Consider the following 16993-nt stretch of genomic DNA (forward strand, 5'->3'; position numbering starts at 1 on the left):
GCGGCGGGACCACGGGGTGGCGGTGGCGCGCCGGCGGCGGGCCCGCGACGCCTGGTCCGCGTCTCCGCGCCCGTGTCGCCGGCGTATGCGTCGCCGGTGTCCCGCCGTCGGCGTTCGCGCGTCAGTGGCAGGTCCGCGACACCTCGTCGGCGTGGATGCCGGCGAACAGGTCGTCCTCGGGCAGCTCGGTGTCGACCAGCGAGCGGGCCAGGTGGTAGTCCTCGGTCGGCCAGATCTCCTCCTGCAGCTCCCTCGGGCAGACGAACCAGAAGCCGTCGGGGTCGACCTGGGTCGCGTGAGCCAGGAGCGCCCGGTCGCGGACCTCGAAGTAGTCGCCGCAGGGAACGCGGGTGGTCACCGGCCACTTCTGCGGGCGGTCCTCCCAGCGGGAGATCCAGTCGGCGTAGGGGGAGCCCATGCCGCGGGCGTCCATGGCCTCGTGGAGCGCCTCGAACCGCTCCTTGGTGAAGCCCATCTGGTAGTAGAGCTTGAGCGGCTGCCAGGGGTCGCCCGCCTCCGGGTAACGGTCGGGGTCGCCCGCGGCCTCGAAGGCCTCGACCGAGACGCGGTTGGTCATGATGTGGTCGGGGTGCGGGTAGCCGCCGTCGTCGTCGTAGGTGAGGATGACGTGCGGCCTGAACTCGCGCACCGCGGCGACCAGCGGCGCGGCGGCCACCTCGAGCGGCTGCAGGGCGAAGCACCCCTCGGGCAGCGGCTCGCTCTCGTCGTCGGGAAGGCCCGAGTCGACGAATCCCATGAAACGCTGCTCGACTCCGAGGATCTCGCGTGCGCGTTCCATCTCCAGGCGGCGGACCTCGCCCATGTTCTCGAGGATGTCGGGACGGTCCATCTTGGGGTTCAGGATCGAGCCGCGTTCCCCTCCGGTGAGGGTGCAGACGAGCACGTCCACGCCCTCGGCGACGTAGCGCGCCATGGTCGCGGCACCCTTGCTCGACTCGTCGTCGGGGTGTGCGTGAACTGCCATCAGCCTCAGCGGTGCACTCACGGGCTCGATGTCTCCTCTATGTCGGTCGCGCTCGGATCCGCGCCGGTCTCGCGGACGGCTCGTCTCACCGTGCCGTCCGCCTCGCTCGCGCGGGTGCCGCACCGCTCCCCCGGGTTGGGCTGGGTCACTCTAAAGAGAGGTTAGTTTCTCTTGGGCGGTCGCGAGGGCAAGGCCCCCGCGAGAGACAATTGTCTTGGATAACGCCGAGGTAGTGCAGGGAGATTCCGTCATGGCCACCAGCGAGGCCGAGAGGGGCCGGCAGACCGGTCCCGTGCTCGGCACCCCGGACGACTTCCCCGACCGTCCGGAGCGCAGGGGGCGCTTCGTCGTGCACGTCGTGATCGCCATCCTCTGCGCGGTGTGCGCCGGAGGGTGGGGATACGTGATGTGGGCGTCCAAGGGCAACACCCAGGTCATCGATCAGGTCATCGCTTTTGACGCCAGGCGCGGCGATTCTCTTCAGATCACCTTCGAAGTGGTCAAGCCGTCCGAGCGCGCGGCCGTCTGCCGCCTGCGGGCGACGGACGTCGGTCACGCCGAAGTCGGCAGTCGTGAGGTCAGTATTCCGGCTGGTGAGGGATATGTCCGCCTTACTGAACGGCTAGAGACCAGTGCCCAGGCTACTTCTGGCGACGTCCACTACTGCTATCTCGTATAGTGAGACATTTGGGGAAGCGTTCGAGCGGTTAACTTGTTAGCCTGTCGAAATTCGAACGACCGCTACCCCAAGTACCAAGCCCCACAGAGGAAGCAAGGAGAACCCGTGGCCGACTCCCACAACGAGAGCGTCACCTGGCTAACTCAGGAGGCGTACGACCGCCTGAAGGCGGAGTTTGAGTACCTCTCGGGGCCCGGGCGCGTCGACATCGCGAAGAAGATCGAAGCCGCCCGCGAAGAGGGCGACCTGAAGGAGAACGGCGGCTACCACGCCGCCAAGGACGAGCAGGGCAAGATGGAGGCCCGCATCTTCCATCTCCGCCAGATCATCGACAGTGCGCGGGTCGGCGAGGCCCCCCGCACCGAAGGGGTGGTCGGTCCCGGCATGACCGTCACCGTCCGCTTCGAGGGCGACGACGAGGAGGTCGCCTTCCTGCTGGCGTCCCGCGAGGAGAGTGGCGCGCCGATCGACGTCTACTCGCCCAAGTCGCCGCTCGGCGCGGCGATCAACGGTAAGAAGATCGGCGAGAAGGCCACCTACACCATGCCGAACGGCCGTTCCAACACGGTCGAGATCCTCGAGGCCGTGCCGTACATCGGCAACTGACCCGGATCGAAGCAGCTGATCCGCCGGGACGGAGTCCCGGCGGATAGCCATGTCCGGCCGTGTCCGGGACGGGCGGCGTCCGAGGCCGGGCCGGTTCCCGCGACCGTCGGTCCGCGACCGTCGGCCCGTGACCCGAGGCCCCGTGACCCGAGCCGAAGCCCTGCCCGACCGCTTCACGCACCTGTCGTGTTTGGAGCGTTTTGGTGAGTTCCCGTGCGGCGCGGCGCGGCGTGCGGCACCCTCGTAGAGGCGGATTCGAACAGGTGGAAGGGAAGAGGTCGTGCCCGACAGGCGGACGCGTGTCTCCCATCTGATCGAGGAGGCCCGCCAGGACCTGGCCTACCGCCCCCGCGTCCCGTACGGCGCCGCCCGCAGGCCGGGATCGGTGCTCTCGGTCGTCGCGGTCCTCGCCGTCGCCGTGCTGGCGGCCACACTGGTGGTCGTCTCGCAGCTGCCCGACGACGCCCCTGAGACGATCCTGCGCAGGCCCGTGGCCGGGCAGGTCCAGCAGGAGGCGGGCCGGGCCCCCCGGCAGGGCGGGACGACGGCCGCCGAGCCGACCAAGGCGGCCCCGCCTCCCGTGGCCCCGTTGACCACGATCCGCAAACCGAACCTGTTCGTCGTGTCGAACAAGCCGCTGAGCTCGGCGGTCGTGGCCAAGGTCGCCCAGGTGGCGGGCGTGCGGGCGGTCGAGCGCGCGGACGCGGCGGAGGTCTCCCTGGACGGCAAGCGGGTGCAGACGCTGGGGGTCAACCCCTCGACGTTCCGCGCCTTCACCCCGAAGCCGACGGCGCGCTCCGACAGGCTCTGGCGCAACGTCTCAGCGGGTGAGCTGGCCGTCTCCTTCGTCCTCGGCAACGACGGCGGCATGTCCCTGGGCAAGACCGTCTCGACGGCCGGGCTGACCCTGCGCGTCGGCGCGTACGCCACGATGGGGATGGGCGCCATCGACGCCGTGGTCTCCCGGCCGACCGCGCGCGCCCTCGGCATCCCCGAGGACAACGCGCTGGTGGTGAGCGCGCCGCGCGCCGACTCCGCCGAGCTGCGCCGCACGTTGCTGCGCATCCTGCCGAAGGGGAGCCAGGTCGCCACGATCAACCCGGTGCTGTCGGCCCCCCGGCGCACGGTCTGGTCGGCGGGGGCCTTCATGACGGCACTCCAGGTCAAGACCGCCCTCACCGCGGCGATCGGCAAGCTGGGCCGCCCGTACGTGTGGGGCGCCGAGGGCCCGGACACCTTCGACTGCTCAGGACTCGTCCAGTGGGCCTACGGCCAGGCGGGAGTCAAGGTCCCCAGGGTGACGCACCAGCAGTTCGTCTCGGGGCCGCAGATCTCGCTCGCCCAGGCCCAGCCCGGCGACCTGCTGTTCTGGCGGCACGACCCGACCAACCCCGGCTACGTCTCGCACGTGGCGATCTACTGGGGCAACGGCATGATGCTGCACGCGCCCAGGACCGGCGACGTGGTCAAGCTCGTCCCGGTCAGCACCCGCAACTTCGCGGGCGCCGTGCGGATCAGCCCGCAGATCGCCGCCAAGGTCCTCTAGGGGTCAGGGGCGCAGGCCCTTCTCCAGCAGGGAGAGGGCCTCGTCGACGGTCTCCGCGAGCCGTCTCGCGCCGTCGGACTCGGCCCAGCTGAACACCGCGGGCAGCATCGCGCCGACCACCGCCCCGGCCGCGGTACGGCTCAGCGGGTCGGTCGTGTCGCGTCCCATGCGTCCCGCGATGCCCTCGGCGAGCATGGCGATCGTGCTGATCAGGTTGTCCACGGCCTTGGCGCGCAGCGGGGCGTGGCGCAGCTGCAGCCTGGTCCTGGCGAGGATCTGCGCCTCCTCGTCGGGCGGGATTCGCGTGAACGCGTCGTGCACGGTCGCGCGCAGCGCCGGGATCGGGGCCAGGTCCACGGGCTGCGAGGCCAGCACGGCCATCAGGAGGGAGTCGTAGTCGTCCTGGACGACGACGTCCTCCTTGGTGGGGAAGTAACGGAAGAACGTGCTCGGCGAGATCTCCGACGCCTCCGCGATCTGCTCGACGGTCGTCTCGTCGTAGCCCCGTTCGGCGAACAGCCGCAGCGCCTGCTCCTGGATCGTCCGCCGGGTCCTGGCTTTCTTGCGCGCACGCAGTCCCTCAGGATGTGGAGAACTCATGTGCTGATTGTGGCGTCTCGGACACGCATGTGAACACTGCAACCAGTGCCGCGATCAGCGACGCCGACCCGTTCCGCGCCGTCGTGGCCGCACCGGTGCGCCGGACGCGGCACGGGCACGGCGGGGTGATGGCTTCTGAGAACGAAGAGATGTAATCTCGATTACATGGATACGGAAGAATCAGTGGAAGAACTGCGGGGCTGGTTCTCCGGGCGGTTGCCCGAGGGCTGGTTCGAGGGGCGTCCCGAGGTGGTGCTCGACCGGGAGGAGATCGCGGTCATCGGCAGGCTCGAGGCGCCCGTCCTCGCCGAGGGCGTCTCCGACGTCGAGCGGGCCGCCGCCGTCGAGGGCGGGGTGCAGCGCTTCAGGGAGGAGACCCGGGAGCGGCGCATCGAGATCGCACGGGAGGCGGAGCACCGCTTCCGCAGGAAGGTCTCGTGGGGGGTGGCCGTCGGTGACGAGACGGTGATGTTCACCACACTGTCAGTTCCTGTTATGACCAGGTTGCGCCAGTCGGAGCGGCGGGTCCTGGACACTCTCGTGGCCGCCGGGGTCGCCCGCAGCCGCAGTGACGCGCTCGCCTGGTGCGTGCGCCTGGTGGGCGCCCACACCGACACCTGGCTGACCGATCTGCGGGACGCGCTCCAGCACGTGGACCGCGTGCGGGCCTCGGGGCCTGACATCGGTTCCTGAGGCGGGCCAGGGAAAACGGCCGAAAATTGGTCTGAACCTGTTCGACGATTGGTTTAGACCTCTGTGATTGGCCTATACCACTGGCCGAACTGGCTCCTTTAGTCTCACTTCTTTTGGGTAGGTCACTCAGAACGTCGTGGCTCCTGCCAGCTCATATGCCCGTCACCGTGGGCGGTCCGGGGGTCCGGCGACGACGAACCGCGTCTATTCACTGGTCTATGCCAATTGGATTAAGGGCGGTTTGGTCGTCAATGATGATTTGGCCCTGAGAAGTGTAAGGAGCCGTAGCAGTGTCCGTTATCGAGGACGTAACCGCCCCAAGTCCCACCACCCACGACGAGCTGGCCGCGTGGGTCAGGGAGGTCGCCGAGCTGACCCAGCCCGACCGGATCGAATGGTGCGACGGCTCGGAGACCGAGTGGACGCGCCTGACGAACCTGCTGGTCGAACAGGGGACGTTCAAGCGCCTCGCCAAGCGGCAGAACAGCTTCTACGCGGCCTCCGACCCGACCGACGTCGCCCGCGTCGAGGACCGGACCTACATCTGCTCCGAGCGTGAGGAGGACGCGGGGCCGAATAACAACTGGATCGCTCCCGACGAGATGCGCCGCACCTTCGCCGGGCTCTTCAAGGGCAGCATGCGCGGTCGCACGATGTACGTCGTGCCGTTCTGCATGGGCCCCCTCGGCGGTGAGATCTCCCAGCTCGGTGTGGAGATCACCGACTCGCCGTACGTCGTCGTCTCGATGCGGATCATGACGCGGATGGGCGAGCGGGCCCTGCGGCTCATCGAGGAGCGCGGCGGCTACGTGAAGGCCGTCCACTCGGTCGGCGCCCCGCTGGAGCCGGGCCAGGCCGACGTGCCGTGGCCCTGCAGCTCCACCAAGTACATCAGCCACTTCCCGGAGACCCGCGAGATCTGGTCCTACGGCTCCGGCTACGGCGGCAACGCGCTGCTCGGCAAGAAGTGCTACGCGCTGCGCATCGCCAGCACGATGGCGCGCGACGAGGGCTGGCTGGCCGAGCACATGCTCATCCTCAAGCTCACCCCGCCGTCGGGGCAGACCCGCTACATCGCGGCGGCCTTCCCCAGCGCGTGCGGCAAGACCAACCTGGCCATGCTGCAGCCGACCATCCCCGGCTGGAAGGTCGAGACGGTCGGCGACGACATCGCCTGGATGCGCTTCGGCGACGACGGCCGCCTGTACGCCATCAACCCCGAGGCCGGCTTCTTCGGCGTGGCGCCCGGCACCGGCGAGTCCACGAACGCCAACGCGATCAGGACGCTCTGGGGCAACAGCATCTTCACCAACGTCGCGCTGACCGACGACGGCGACGTGTGGTGGGAGGGGCTCACCGACGAGCCGCCCGCGCACCTGACCGACTGGAAGGGCCGCGACTGGACGCCGGACAGCGACGAGCCCGCCGCGCACCCCAACGCCCGCTTCACGGTTCCCGCCGCGCAGTGCCCGACGATCGCCCCCGAGTGGCAGGACCCCAGGGGCGTGCCGATCTCGGCCATCCTCTTCGGCGGCCGCCGCGCCACCGCGGTCCCGCTGGTGACCGAGTCGCTGAGCTGGAACCACGGCGTCTTCACCGGGGCCAACATCGCCTCGGAGAAGACGGCCGCCGCCGAGGGCAAGGTCGGCGAGCTGCGCCGCGACCCGTTCGCGATGCTCCCCTTCTGCGGCTACAACATGGGCGACTACTTCGCCCACTGGATCAGCCTCGGCGAGCGGGCGAACGTCCAGCTGCCGCGCGTCTACTACGTGAACTGGTTCCGCAAGAACGACGAGGGCAGGTTCATCTGGCCGGGCTTCGGGGAGAACAGCCGCGTCCTGAAGTGGATCGTCGACCGCCTCAACGGTGAGGCGGAGGCCGTGCGGACCCCCATCGGCCTGCTGCCGGCCGAGCTGGACACCGAGGGCCTCGACATCTCCGCCGAGGACCTGCGCACCCTGCTCACCGTCGACGAGGAGGTCTGGCGGCACGAGGCGTCGCTGATCCCGTCCTTCTTCGAGACCTTCGGCGACCACCTGCCCAAGGAACTCTGGGACGAGTACCGGGCACTGGTCGAGCGCCTCGGCTAGGGCACGCCGGCGGCTCACTCCCACAGGGCCGGGGGTGAGCGGCGTGGTGCGGTGAGCGTTCGCGCCCACCGCACCGGAGTCCTGTGCGCCGCAACTTCTGTGATGCCCCGCGCGTCTACATGACAGCGGGGTACACGCCTCGCTTTTCCCCCGGAGGCGGACATGGGAGTCGTCCTGTTTGTCGTAGCCGTCACCGTCCTCGTGGCAGTCTGGATGGCGGCGGTGGCGGTGCGCGCGGAGCACCGCAGAGTGATCTCGGCGGCCAGGGGCAATGCCGACGCGAGTCTGGGCCCCTACGAGCTCGCCTACCTGTCGGGCGGGCCGCTTCGGGCGGTCAACACCGCCATCGGCGTACTGGCCAGGGTCGGGGCGGTCCGGGTGTCCAGGGGCGGTCAGATCGGCCTCGTGACGGGCGCGCTGTCCCGCTCCGAGGCGATCGAGCAGGCCGTCCTCGACACCCTGCGCGGCAGGGGCGGCTCGTGCCCGGCGACGGAGCTGCGCCGTACGGTCGCCGAGGGCGTCGCCATGGACGGCCTGCGCTACCGCCTGCTGGGGATGGGCCTCCTGGTGCCGGAGAGCGCCCTCGGAGAGGCCCACAGGCTGCTCAGGCGGTTGTTGACCCTCACGGTGGTCGCGGTCGTGTTCGAGGTCTTCACCGTCCTCTTCCTCGCCGTCTCCGACACGGCGGACTTCTTCTTCGTGGCCTCGGCGCCGCTCGGTACGCTGGCGTCGCTGGTCGGCCTTTTCGCCTACCTGAAGATGAGGCGGACGCTGCGCGGGATCGTCACCGAGGCCGGGAGCCGGGCGCTCGCCTCCGCCAGGAGGGTCCACGTGCGGGGCGTCCGCTCCGCGACCCCCGACCTGGCCCTCGCGGTCGCCTTCCCCGTCGCCCTGTACGGCCTCGGCGAGCTGGGCGACCCGGTCCTGGAGGAGGAGCTGAACCGGGCCAACTCCCATGCCGCGACGAGCGGTTCCGGCTGCGCGTCGGGTTCCTGCGGCGGCGGCTCCGCCGGCTCCTCCGACAGCTCCTCGTACGGCGGGGGCGGCGACTTCGGCTCCGGCGGCTGGGGCGGCGGGGGCGACTCGGGCGGCGGGTCGAGCTGCGGAAGCGGGTCGAGCTGCGGCGGAGGCGGGTGCGGCGGTGGCTGCGGTGGCTGAACGACTCGTGCGACTCACACGAATCACGACTCGGGATCAGTAGGGGGGACGGTGTCCGGATCGGGATCGTTGGGGGTCGGCATCGGCTGGCGTCCCGAGATCGACCTGACCGTGGAGCGGCTGCCCGGTGTCGGGTTCGTCGAGGTGATCGCGGAGAACGTCCGCCCCGACAGGCTCCCCGAGTCGCTGCGGGTGCTCCGCGCCCGTGGGACACCGGTGATCCCGCACGGCGTCGGACTGGGGATCGGCGGCGCGGAGCCGCCGGATCCGGCGCGTCTGGCGCATCTGGCGGCCTGCGCGGAGGCTTTGGAGTCCCCTCTGGTCAGTGAGCACCTGGCCTTCGTGCGGGCGGGCGGCATGGAGGCGGGTCACCTCCTGCCGGTGCCGCGCACCAGGGCCGCCCTGTCGGTCGTCGTGGACAACGTGCGGCGGGCCCAGGAGGCGCTGGCCGTACCGCTCGCGCTGGAGAACGTGGCCGCGCTGTTCGGCTGGCCCGAGGACGAGATGACGGAGGCGGAGTTCCTGGGCGAGCTGGTCGAGGCGACCGGGGTCGGTCTGCTGATCGACGTGGCCAACCTCTACACCAACCAGGTCAACCTGGGGCTGGACGCGGTGGCCGCGCTGGACGGCCTGCCGCTGTCCGCGCTGGCCTACGTGCACGTCGCGGGCGGCCACTCCCACCACGGCCTGTGGCATGACACCCACACCACCCGAGTCCCCGACGACGTGCTGGACATCCTGTCGGAGCTCCGCGCCAGGGTGGAGCCGCCCGGGGTGCTGCTGGAGTGGGACGGCGACTACCCCAGCGACGCCGTGTTCGAGACGGAGCTGGACCACATCCGCGGCGCGATGGCCCGTGCCTGACCGGAGCGCGGCCCACGGACCGGCCCACAGTGCGGCCCACAGTCCGGCCCGCAGTGCGGAGCACGGTCCGGGCGACGGCGCAGGGAGCGGGGCGCGGGAGGCGTTGGCCAGGGCGCAGGCCGGGCTGGTGGCCGCCCTGGTCGCGGGGGGCGAGCCGCCCGAGGGGTTCGACGTGGGGCGGTTGCGGATCCAGGAGGCCGCGCTGATCTCCAAGCGGCGGGGGACGGTGGCTCGGCTCAGGCCCGACCTGTGCGCGCTGCTGGGCGACGCCTTCGCGGCGGAGTTCGACGGCTACGCGCGCGGCCGCCCCAAGCCGCAGGGCGGCTCCCGCGTGGACGCCCAGGACTTCGCCCGATGGCTCGGGGAGAAGGGGTTGCTCCCGCAGGAGCCGGACCCGGAGGCGCGGGTGGATCCGGCCCCGGGGCTGAGGTCGAGGCTGGGGCGGTGGGTGAGCCGGAGTCGGAGCCGGGCACGAGGCCGGGACAGGGCCCGTGAGTGGGGATCGTGAGTGGAGATGAGGTGTGGCCTGGAGCCCGGAGAGGAGGCGTGACTCGGAGCCCGGAGAGAAGGCGCGGGTCCGACGCGCAGGAGAGGCGCGGACCGGTCTGAGGGCGGGCCGTCCGAGGCGGTCTGGGGGCGGGCCGTCCGAGGCGGTCTGGGGGCGGGCCGTCCGAGGCGGGGGAGGGGCGTCCCGGGGTGGGGGAGAAGGCGCGGGATCGGGTGGGAGCGGGGAGGAGCCTGGGAGCCGGGAGGGCGGACGGGACGCTTGCTTCTCCTGAAGAGCGTCTCTCCCCTGAGCACGTTTTGGCGTCCTGTGCCGGGGATACCCTCTCTGGGGTGGGGGGACTGCGTTGCCTTGATGGGTCTTATCTGACCGTTACGCCGGTGGCGTGCCGGGACAGCATCGGCTCGCCGTACGAGATCACGCTCGAACTCCACCGGGACGGCGCCCTGTACGGAACGGTCGGGGAGCGGTGCGGCTGGTTCCTCACCAGGCTGGCCAAGGGGGTCGCCGAGGCCCGTGCGGGGCAGCAGGAGCAGTGGCCCGACCCCGACGACCGCTTTCCCGACGACGAGGAACTGTTCGCCTTCCGCTACCGGACGAGGAAGGGCATCGTCAGCGGCGGCGAGCTCCGCTGCCAGCTGCGCACCATCCCGATCTGGATCCCCGGGCCGCGCGGCCCCTCGGGTGAGTGGCGGCTGGCCAGGAGGGCTTTTCTCGAGGCGTGGGGGCGCGGCGGGGTGGGGATGCGCGCGGTGCTCACCTCGGCGGAACTGGGAGCCTTCGTGGACGGCCTCGTCGCCGAGGCGGAGGAGTGCCTGGGGCCACAGAAGTCCGGCAACTCCTCCAGAACCCCGATAGAGGGGGCGGAGAGGTCTCCGGGGCGGCGATAATTGCCTGTCAGCGCCCTTCGACGGCGGGCGTTGAGGGGAGGGCTCCAATGGGCGTTCGTGATCTCGTCTACCGGCTCTACGAACGACGGCTGGAAGGGAAGCTGTCCCGCGAGAGAGACATGGTTCCCCGGCATGTCGGCGTGATCGTCGACGGGAACAGGCGCTGGGCGCGTTCGATGGGTCTCAACGACGTCAGCCGAGGTCACCGCAAGGGCGCCGACAAGATCTCCGAACTGCTCGGCTGGTGCCGGGAGGCCGGGGTCGAGGTGGTGACCGTTTGGTTGCTGTCCAGTGACAACATCAACCGGCCCAAGGACGAGCTCGACCTGCTGATGAAGATCATCGAGGACGTGGTCCAGGAGCTCGTGGCTGACGGATGGCATATCAAACCCATGGGAGCGCTTGATCTCCTGCCCGATCACACGGCCCGTGTCCTGAAAAACGCAAAAGAAGAAACATCACACCGTCCGGGTTTGATTGTGAACGTTGCCGTTGGGTATGGAGGAAGGCGTGAGATCGCTGATGCGGTGCGCTCCCTTCTCCAGGAGCACGCCAGCAAGGGCGCGAGCATCGAGGACCTTGTCGAGGTCCTCGATGTCGAGCACATCGCGGAGCATCTCTACACGCGCGGCCAGCCCGACCCGGACCTGGTCATCAGGACCTCGGGAGAGCAACGCCTGTCCGGCTTCCTGCTCTGGCAGAGCGCCCACTCCGAGTTCTACTTCTGCGAGGCCTACTGGCCTGACTTCCGCAGAGTCGACTTCCTGCGGGCTCTCCGCTCCTACGCCGCGCGGCACCGACGGTACGGCTCCTGAAACAGGACATGAACACCCCCTTTCGGTCAGGCTTGCCCTGTTGGAAGTCGGGTATTCAGGACGTACCGTAACAAGTAGGCGGGCGCAGCTCGTCTACTCCGGAGAGGGCCCACCTTTGCGTCACGACCTGCCAAGGAGGGCCGGTCACCGGTGCCTCCGCGGCATGCCGCGAACGTGGTCCCGGGTCCGGTCCGCATCCCAGCTCATGGCAGGGCGCCCCTCATGGCGCCCGGGGGAGAACGCGTGGCAAACCCTTCGTCCTCACCCACGTCGCCGGTCACCAATCGGCGTACGTACGTCCTGGACACCTCGGTCCTGCTTGCCGATCCAGCGGCGATCAGCCGCTTCGCCGAGCACGAGGTGGTCCTCCCGATCGTCGTCATCACCGAGTTGGAGGGCAAGCGCCATCATCCAGAACTCGGATACTTCGCGCGTAAGGCGCTGAGGTCTCTCGACGACCTGAGGGTGACACACGGGCGGTTGGACGAGCCCATGCCGATCGGCGAGGGCACCATCCGGGTGGAACTCAACCACAGCGACCCGTCGATCCTGCCCGTAGGCTTCCGGCTCGGCGACAACGACACCCGCATCCTGACCGTGGCGCGCACGCTCGCCGCCGAGGGGCACGACGTGGTGCTGGTCTCCAAGGACCTGCCGATGCGGATCAAGGCCGCCTCGATCGGCCTGGCCGCGGAGGAGTACCGCGCCGAGCTCGCCCCCGTCGAGTCGGGCTGGACGGGCATGGCCGAGCTCCAGGTCACCACGGAGGACATCGAGACCCTCTTCGAGCACGGCGTCGCCGACCTGGCGGAGGCCCGCGACCTGCCCACCCACACCGGACTGCGGCTGCTGTCCAGCCGGGGTTCCGCGCTGGGCCGGGTGCTGCCGGACAAGTCGGTGCGCCTGGTGCGCGGCGACCGGGAGGTCTTCGGGCTGCACGGCCGCTCCGCCGAGCAGCGCATCGCCCTCGACCTGCTGATGGACCCCGAGGTCGGCATCGTCTCCATGGGCGGCAGGGCGGGCACGGGCAAGTCCGCGCTGGCCCTCTGCGCGGGCCTCGAGGCGGTCCTGGAGCGCCGCCAGCACCGCAAGGTCATCGTCTTCCGCCCCCTGTACGCCGTCGGCGGCCAGGACCTGGGCTACCTGCCCGGCTCGGAGAACGAGAAGATGGGCCCGTGGGCGCAGGCCGTCTACGACACCCTGGGCGCGGTCACCACGCCCGAGGTGATCGAGGAGGTCATGGACAGGGGGATGCTCGAGGTGCTCCCTCTCACCCACATCCGCGGTCGTTCCCTGCACGACGCCTTCGTCATCGTCGACGAGGCGCAGTCGCTTGAGCGCGGGGTGCTGCTCACGGTGCTGAGCCGGATCGGCGCCAACTCGCGGGTCGTGCTCACCCACGACGTCGCCCAGCGCGACAACCTGCGGGTCGGCAGGCACGACGGCGTGGTCGCGGTGGTCGAGAAGCTCAAGGGCCACCCGCTGTTCGCCCACATCACGCTGACCCGCTCCGAGCGCTCGCCGATCGCGGCGCTGGTCACCGAGATGCTCGAGGACGTCACGCTGTAGTCGTCAGGCTGCGTGATCACGGGGGGAGCCGCACTCCTTTCGCCGCGAGGTCGCGGTATTCGAAACAGGTGTGCTCCCCCCAGGTCTTCGGCGGCCCGGGGAACAGGCGGGTGACCTCGACGCTCCAGATGCTCTCCTGCTTGTTCTGCCGGATGGTGCAGGTGATCTGGGCGATCCCCTCCCTGGAGAGCTCACGCCCGCCGGTGACGATCACGCTCAGCCGGTAGCCCAGGTTGCCCGCGGGGTCGTTGCGCTCGGCCTCGTTGTGATACCTCGTGGTCTCGGTGTCGTGGTGGGTGAAGTCGTTGAGCGCGCTGGTCAGGCCCTCCTTCGGCGGTTGCTTCCCGGCCCTGAACAGGGTGTCGACGATGTTCTTCGCCGAGTCGGAGCCCACCGGGATCTTGGCGGGCTCCAGGCGGCCGTCACGGAGCAGATAGACCGTCACCCACGTGGGGCTGTAGCTGATCACCGGCGGGCGGTCCAGGTCGCGCACCGCGGTCGGGTCGATCCCGCACCCGCCCAGCGCCAGCACGGCGGCGAGCAGGCCCGCCAGCCGCCTCGTGCTCCGCCCCGCGCCCCGCGTGCCCCGTCCCATGCCCCGCGCCGTGCCGCTCCTCGCGCCCCGTCTCATGCCCCGCGCCGTGTCTCGCCTCGCGTCCCGCCCCGCGTCGGGTGTCCCCACGCCGTGTGTCTCCGCACTGTACGCCCCCGTGCCATGTGCCTTCCCGCCACGCGCCCCTGTGCCGTGTGCCGTGTTTCGTCCGGTTCCTTGTCCGGTGCCTCGCTCAGTGCCTCGCTCGGTGTCTCGCCTGGTGCCCTGTCTCATGCCGGGGGCAGCCAGACCGTGAAGAGCGTGCCCGGATCCTGTGGACGCACCGAGATCGTGCCGCCGTGCAGGTGGGCGTTGGCCCGCGCGATGGACAGGCCGAGCCCGCTGCCGTCGCCCCTGGCCCCCGCCTTGTAGAAACGGTTGAACACATGAGGCAGGTCCGAGGGCGGAATGCCCTTGCCGTGGTCGCGCACCTTCACCTCCAGCCCGTTCGGCGTGCTGCGGGCGGTCACCACGACGGGAGGCTCGCCGTGCCGGAGGGCGTTGCCCACCAGGTTCGCCAGGATCACGTCGAAGCGCCTGGGGTCCAGGGAGAAGGCGAGCCCCTGCGGCACGTTCACCCGGACCTGATCCAACCAGCCCCGCACCTCCAGGCAGTCACAGATCACGTCGGCCACGTTCACCGTGTCCAGGTGCAGCGTGGCCGTGCCCGAGTCGAACCGGCTCGCCTCGATGAGCTGCTCGACCAGGGTCCGCAGCCGCCCGATCTCCCGCAGCACCAGCCGTACGGCCTCGGCGGGCTCGCTGGGCAGCCGGTCGGCCTCCTCGGAGAGCATGTCGGTCACTGCGGTCATCGCCGTCAGCGGGGTTCTCAGCTCGTGCGAGACGTCGGCCACGAACCGCCGGGACATCGCCTCGAGCGTGCGCAGCTCGGACACGCTCCGTTCGAGCGCGGCCGCCGTGTCGTTGAACGTCGCGGTCAGCTCGGCCAGCTCGTCCTGGCCGTGCACCGGCAACCGGGTGTCCAGGTGCCCGGCGCCGAGCGCGCGGGCCGCGGAGCCGAGCCGCCTGACCGGAAGCAGCACCCGCCTGGCCGAGATGAGGGCCACCGCGAGCGCGACGAACAGCATGATGACCCCCGCCGCCGCCAGCGGCTGGCGCAGGTCGTTCAGGAGCTGCTCCTCCTCGGACAGGGGGATGAACGCGAAGACGGTCATCCCGGTCGGCTGGGCCGTGTGGATCGGCTCTATCCGCCACACGGGGGTGCCGACGAGCAGCCACATCCGCCCGTTGATCCGCTGGCGTTTGGCCGCCATCCTGCGGTCGGCCCCGGTGGCGAGGTCGGCGGGGACGTCGCTCATGCTGAAGCCGCCGTCGGGGTAGAGGTACTCCTCCCCCCGGGGGGAGCGGAGGTCCTTGTAACGGACGACGACGGCGCCGTTCGCCGTCCGCAGGCTCTTCTGCAGCCCGTTGATCTCCGCGTCGGTCGGCGGCGTCTCGCCCGGCCAGAGCCCGCCGATCGGCACCCTGATCCCCTCCAGGGTGTCGCGCATGTCGCTCACCGCGACCTCCTCGGCGCGCTCGATCACACGGGTCTTGACCAGCTCGTAGCCGATCCCCGCGACGAGTGCGGACGCCGTGACGGCGATCAGGGTGAAGGTGATGACCAGACGACCGCGCAGGCCGCTGTAGATCCGTCTCACGGCGGGCTGAAGCGGTAGCCGAAGCCACGCACCGTGTGGATGAACTCGGGTTCCGCGGGAACCGCCTCGATCTTGGCGCGGACCCGCTGGACGCAGGCGTCGACCAGCCGGGAGTCGGCGACGTGGGTGTGGTCCCACACGGCCCGCAGCAGGTATCTGCGGTTGAGCACCTGACCGGGGTGGCGGACGAGTTCGAGCAGCAGCCGCAGCTCGGTCGGGGTCAGGTGCACCTCCCTGCCGGCCAGCGACACCTTGAGCGCTCCCCGGTCGACGACCAGGTCGCCGAAGGTGATGCGGTCCGAGGCCACCGACTCGACCCGGCGCAGGACGGCGCGGATCCTGGCGTCCAGCACGCGGGGCTCGACCGGTTTGATCACGTAGTCGTCCGCCCCCGCCTCGAGCCCCACGACCACGTCGAGGTCGTCGCCCCTGGCGGTGAGCAGAATCACAGGGAGCTGGTCCAGTTTCCTGATGCGACGGCAGACCTCGACCCCGTCGATTCCGGGCAGCATGACGTCCAGGACGGCGATCTCCGGGCGGCGCGACCTGATGTGTTCGAGAGCCTCCTCGCCGCTGCCATAGGAGATGACGGAGTGCCCCTGACGGGTCAGCGCCAGCTCGAGCCCTGTCCGGACCGAGAGATCGTCTTCAACGAGGAGGATGCCAGCCACGCGGTCATTATTAATGCAATGCCCGATAGGACCCGCCACGTCACGAAACTGTGACGCGGGCCAGGCGAGATCAAGACGCTGATCTGCGAGCCTGAGGTGGACACATCCCCCGGCACAGGGGCACGCGGGACGAGTCGAACCAGAAAAATGTGATGAACATCACATGCGTTGCTCAAACCCCGGGAAAGACCATGTAATCAGGCAGTAAGTCACGAAAAAGCCGGTGAACCTCCTGTGGAGTGCCAACCAACTCTCTCGTTCAGGTTGCGGACCACCCCCCCGGGCACGGCAAGCTCATAGGTCGTGAGTTCAGGATCACCCCACTTCGAGGAGCCCTCGGCTCCCCGCCCCCGCCGTACGGCCAAGCAGTCAGGCAAGGCCAAGGCCTCGGGGTGGCTGACCCCCAAGCGTGCCGTCATCCTCGGCGCGGTGGCCGTCGTCGTCGTGGGCGGCGGAGGCTTCACCGTCCACACGGCGATCCAGAACGCCTCCGCCCCGCCGCCGACGTCCGCGCTCTCCTTGGACGACGTGGCGAAGATGTTTGGCGGCGACCCGTTCGCGTCCGACCAGAAGGCCGACATCCTGAAGATCCAGGCGGCCCAGGCGATCAAGGCCGACAAGCTGAAGGCCGCCCGCGACGGCCGCGACCCGCTCGACCCGATCTTCATCCCCAAGGAGGCGCCGGGCGGCGACGGCTTCGACCCCAAGCAGCTCCCGCCGGGCACCTCGAACCCGACGGGCAACAAGGCCATCGGCAAGCAGATGCTGGAGGCGCGCGGCTGGGGCGACCAGTGGGGCTGCCTGGAGAAGCTCTGGATGAAGGAGAGCGGCTGGAACGAGCGGGCGATGAACCGCTACAGCGGCGCCTACGGCATCCCGCAGTCGCTGCCCGGCACCAAGATGGCCAGCGCGGGCAGTGACTGGCAGACCAACGCGGCCACCCAGATCGAATGGGGCCTCACCTACATCAAGGGGCGTTACGGCACCCCTTGTGGTGCTTGGGGCCATTCCCAGGCCAAGGGCTGGTACTGAGACGCCAGGAGTCGGCAAGTCTGACCGTCTGCGGGGC

The 16993-nt window shown here is 70.0% G+C and carries 17 protein-coding genes; 12 read left to right on the top strand and 5 right to left on the bottom strand.

Features of this window, described 5'->3' with window-relative positions:
• Positions 1–121 precede the first annotated feature (121 nt).
• Positions 122–985, bottom strand: coding sequence for a mycothiol conjugate amidase Mca (gene mca / locus PKF00_RS24775; protein WP_271220026.1), 864 nt, complete (start codon positions 983–985; stop codon positions 122–124).
• Positions 986–1235: 250 nt separating this feature from the next.
• On the opposite strand from mca, the gene PKF00_RS24780 reads away from it, so the two are divergent.
• The 3 genes from PKF00_RS24780 (at position 1236) to PKF00_RS24790 (ending at position 3816) form a co-directional block, all read left to right on the top strand.
• A complete protein-coding gene (locus PKF00_RS24780; RefSeq protein ID WP_271220027.1) occupies positions 1236–1664 on the top strand; it encodes a DUF4307 domain-containing protein in 429 nt (142 codons plus the stop codon).
• Between the two features lie 105 nt (positions 1665–1769).
• On the top strand, positions 1770–2270 hold the full coding sequence (greA, locus tag PKF00_RS24785) for a transcription elongation factor GreA (protein ID WP_271220028.1): 501 nt from the start codon (positions 1770–1772) through the stop codon (positions 2268–2270).
• Between the two features lie 280 nt (positions 2271–2550).
• Positions 2551–3816: a C40 family peptidase gene (locus PKF00_RS24790; protein ID WP_271220029.1), complete on the top strand. Its 1266-nt coding sequence runs from the start codon at positions 2551–2553 to the stop codon at positions 3814–3816.
• Positions 3817–3819: 3 nt separating this feature from the next.
• Here PKF00_RS24790 and PKF00_RS24795 read toward each other — a convergent pair whose 3' ends face one another.
• Positions 3820–4416, bottom strand: a complete 597-nt coding sequence (locus tag PKF00_RS24795; protein WP_271220030.1) for an acyl-CoA-like ligand-binding transcription factor — start codon at positions 4414–4416, stop codon at positions 3820–3822.
• A 165-nt stretch (positions 4417–4581) separates the two neighbouring features.
• On the opposite strand from PKF00_RS24795, the gene abmR reads away from it, so the two are divergent.
• The 8 genes from abmR (at position 4582) to phoH2 (ending at position 13000) form a co-directional block, all read left to right on the top strand.
• A complete protein-coding gene (gene abmR / locus PKF00_RS24800) occupies positions 4582–5109 on the top strand; it encodes an ATP-binding transcription factor AbmR (RefSeq protein WP_271220031.1) in 528 nt (175 codons plus the stop codon).
• Between the two features lie 290 nt (positions 5110–5399).
• The gene (locus PKF00_RS24805; protein WP_271220032.1) at positions 5400–7199 is read left to right on the top strand and encodes a phosphoenolpyruvate carboxykinase (GTP); all 1800 of its coding nucleotides are present in this window, start codon (positions 5400–5402) and stop codon (positions 7197–7199) included.
• 162 nt (positions 7200–7361) lie between these two features.
• Positions 7362–8357 carry a TIGR04222 domain-containing membrane protein gene (locus tag PKF00_RS24810; protein WP_271220033.1) on the top strand — a complete coding sequence of 332 codons (996 nt, stop codon included), beginning with the start codon at positions 7362–7364 and terminating at the stop codon, positions 8355–8357.
• Between the two features lie 51 nt (positions 8358–8408).
• Positions 8409–9221 carry an MbnB/TglH/ChrH family RiPP precursor modification enzyme gene (locus tag PKF00_RS24815; protein ID WP_271220034.1) on the top strand — a complete coding sequence of 271 codons (813 nt, stop codon included), beginning with the start codon at positions 8409–8411 and terminating at the stop codon, positions 9219–9221.
• Entirely contained in the window at positions 9214–9729 is a 516-nt protein-coding gene (locus tag PKF00_RS24820; protein WP_271220035.1) for an SCO6045 C-terminal-like domain-containing protein, read from the top strand. Before PKF00_RS24815 ends, PKF00_RS24820 begins: the two co-directional genes overlap by 8 nt.
• A gap of 377 nt (positions 9730–10106) precedes the next feature.
• Positions 10107–10616: a hypothetical protein gene (locus PKF00_RS24825; protein ID WP_271220036.1), complete on the top strand. Its 510-nt coding sequence runs from the start codon at positions 10107–10109 to the stop codon at positions 10614–10616.
• Positions 10617–10663: 47 nt separating this feature from the next.
• A complete protein-coding gene (locus PKF00_RS24830) occupies positions 10664–11431 on the top strand; it encodes an isoprenyl transferase (protein WP_271220037.1) in 768 nt (255 codons plus the stop codon).
• A 222-nt stretch (positions 11432–11653) separates the two neighbouring features.
• Positions 11654–13000 carry an RNA 5'-3' helicase PhoH2 gene (gene phoH2 / locus PKF00_RS24835; protein WP_271220038.1) on the top strand — a complete coding sequence of 449 codons (1347 nt, stop codon included), beginning with the start codon at positions 11654–11656 and terminating at the stop codon, positions 12998–13000.
• Between the two features lie 16 nt (positions 13001–13016).
• On the opposite strand, the gene PKF00_RS24840 is transcribed toward phoH2, so the two are convergent.
• The 3 genes from PKF00_RS24840 to PKF00_RS24850 all read right to left on the bottom strand — a co-directional run bounded on the left by PKF00_RS24840 (position 13017) and on the right by PKF00_RS24850 (position 15924).
• Positions 13017–13631, bottom strand: coding sequence for a hypothetical protein (locus PKF00_RS24840; protein ID WP_271220039.1), 615 nt, complete (start codon positions 13629–13631; stop codon positions 13017–13019).
• Positions 13632–13822: 191 nt separating this feature from the next.
• Positions 13823–15253 (bottom strand): ATP-binding protein, encoded by a 1431-nt coding sequence (locus PKF00_RS24845; RefSeq protein WP_271220040.1) that lies wholly within the window; start codon positions 15251–15253, stop codon positions 13823–13825.
• Positions 15250–15924, bottom strand: coding sequence for a response regulator (locus PKF00_RS24850; protein WP_271220041.1), 675 nt, complete (start codon positions 15922–15924; stop codon positions 15250–15252). The genes PKF00_RS24845 and PKF00_RS24850 overlap by 4 nt, the downstream gene beginning before the upstream one ends.
• Before the next feature lie 303 nt (positions 15925–16227).
• Here PKF00_RS24850 and PKF00_RS24855 point away from each other — a divergent pair, with 303 nt between their 5' ends.
• Entirely contained in the window at positions 16228–16956 is a 729-nt protein-coding gene (locus tag PKF00_RS24855) for an aggregation-promoting factor C-terminal-like domain-containing protein (RefSeq protein ID WP_271220042.1), read from the top strand.
• Positions 16957–16993: the final 37 nt, after the last annotated feature.

The sequence above is a fragment of the Streptosporangium carneum genome, assembly GCF_027922005.1.
GTDB lineage: Bacteria > Actinomycetota > Actinomycetes > Streptosporangiales > Streptosporangiaceae > Streptosporangium > Streptosporangium carneum.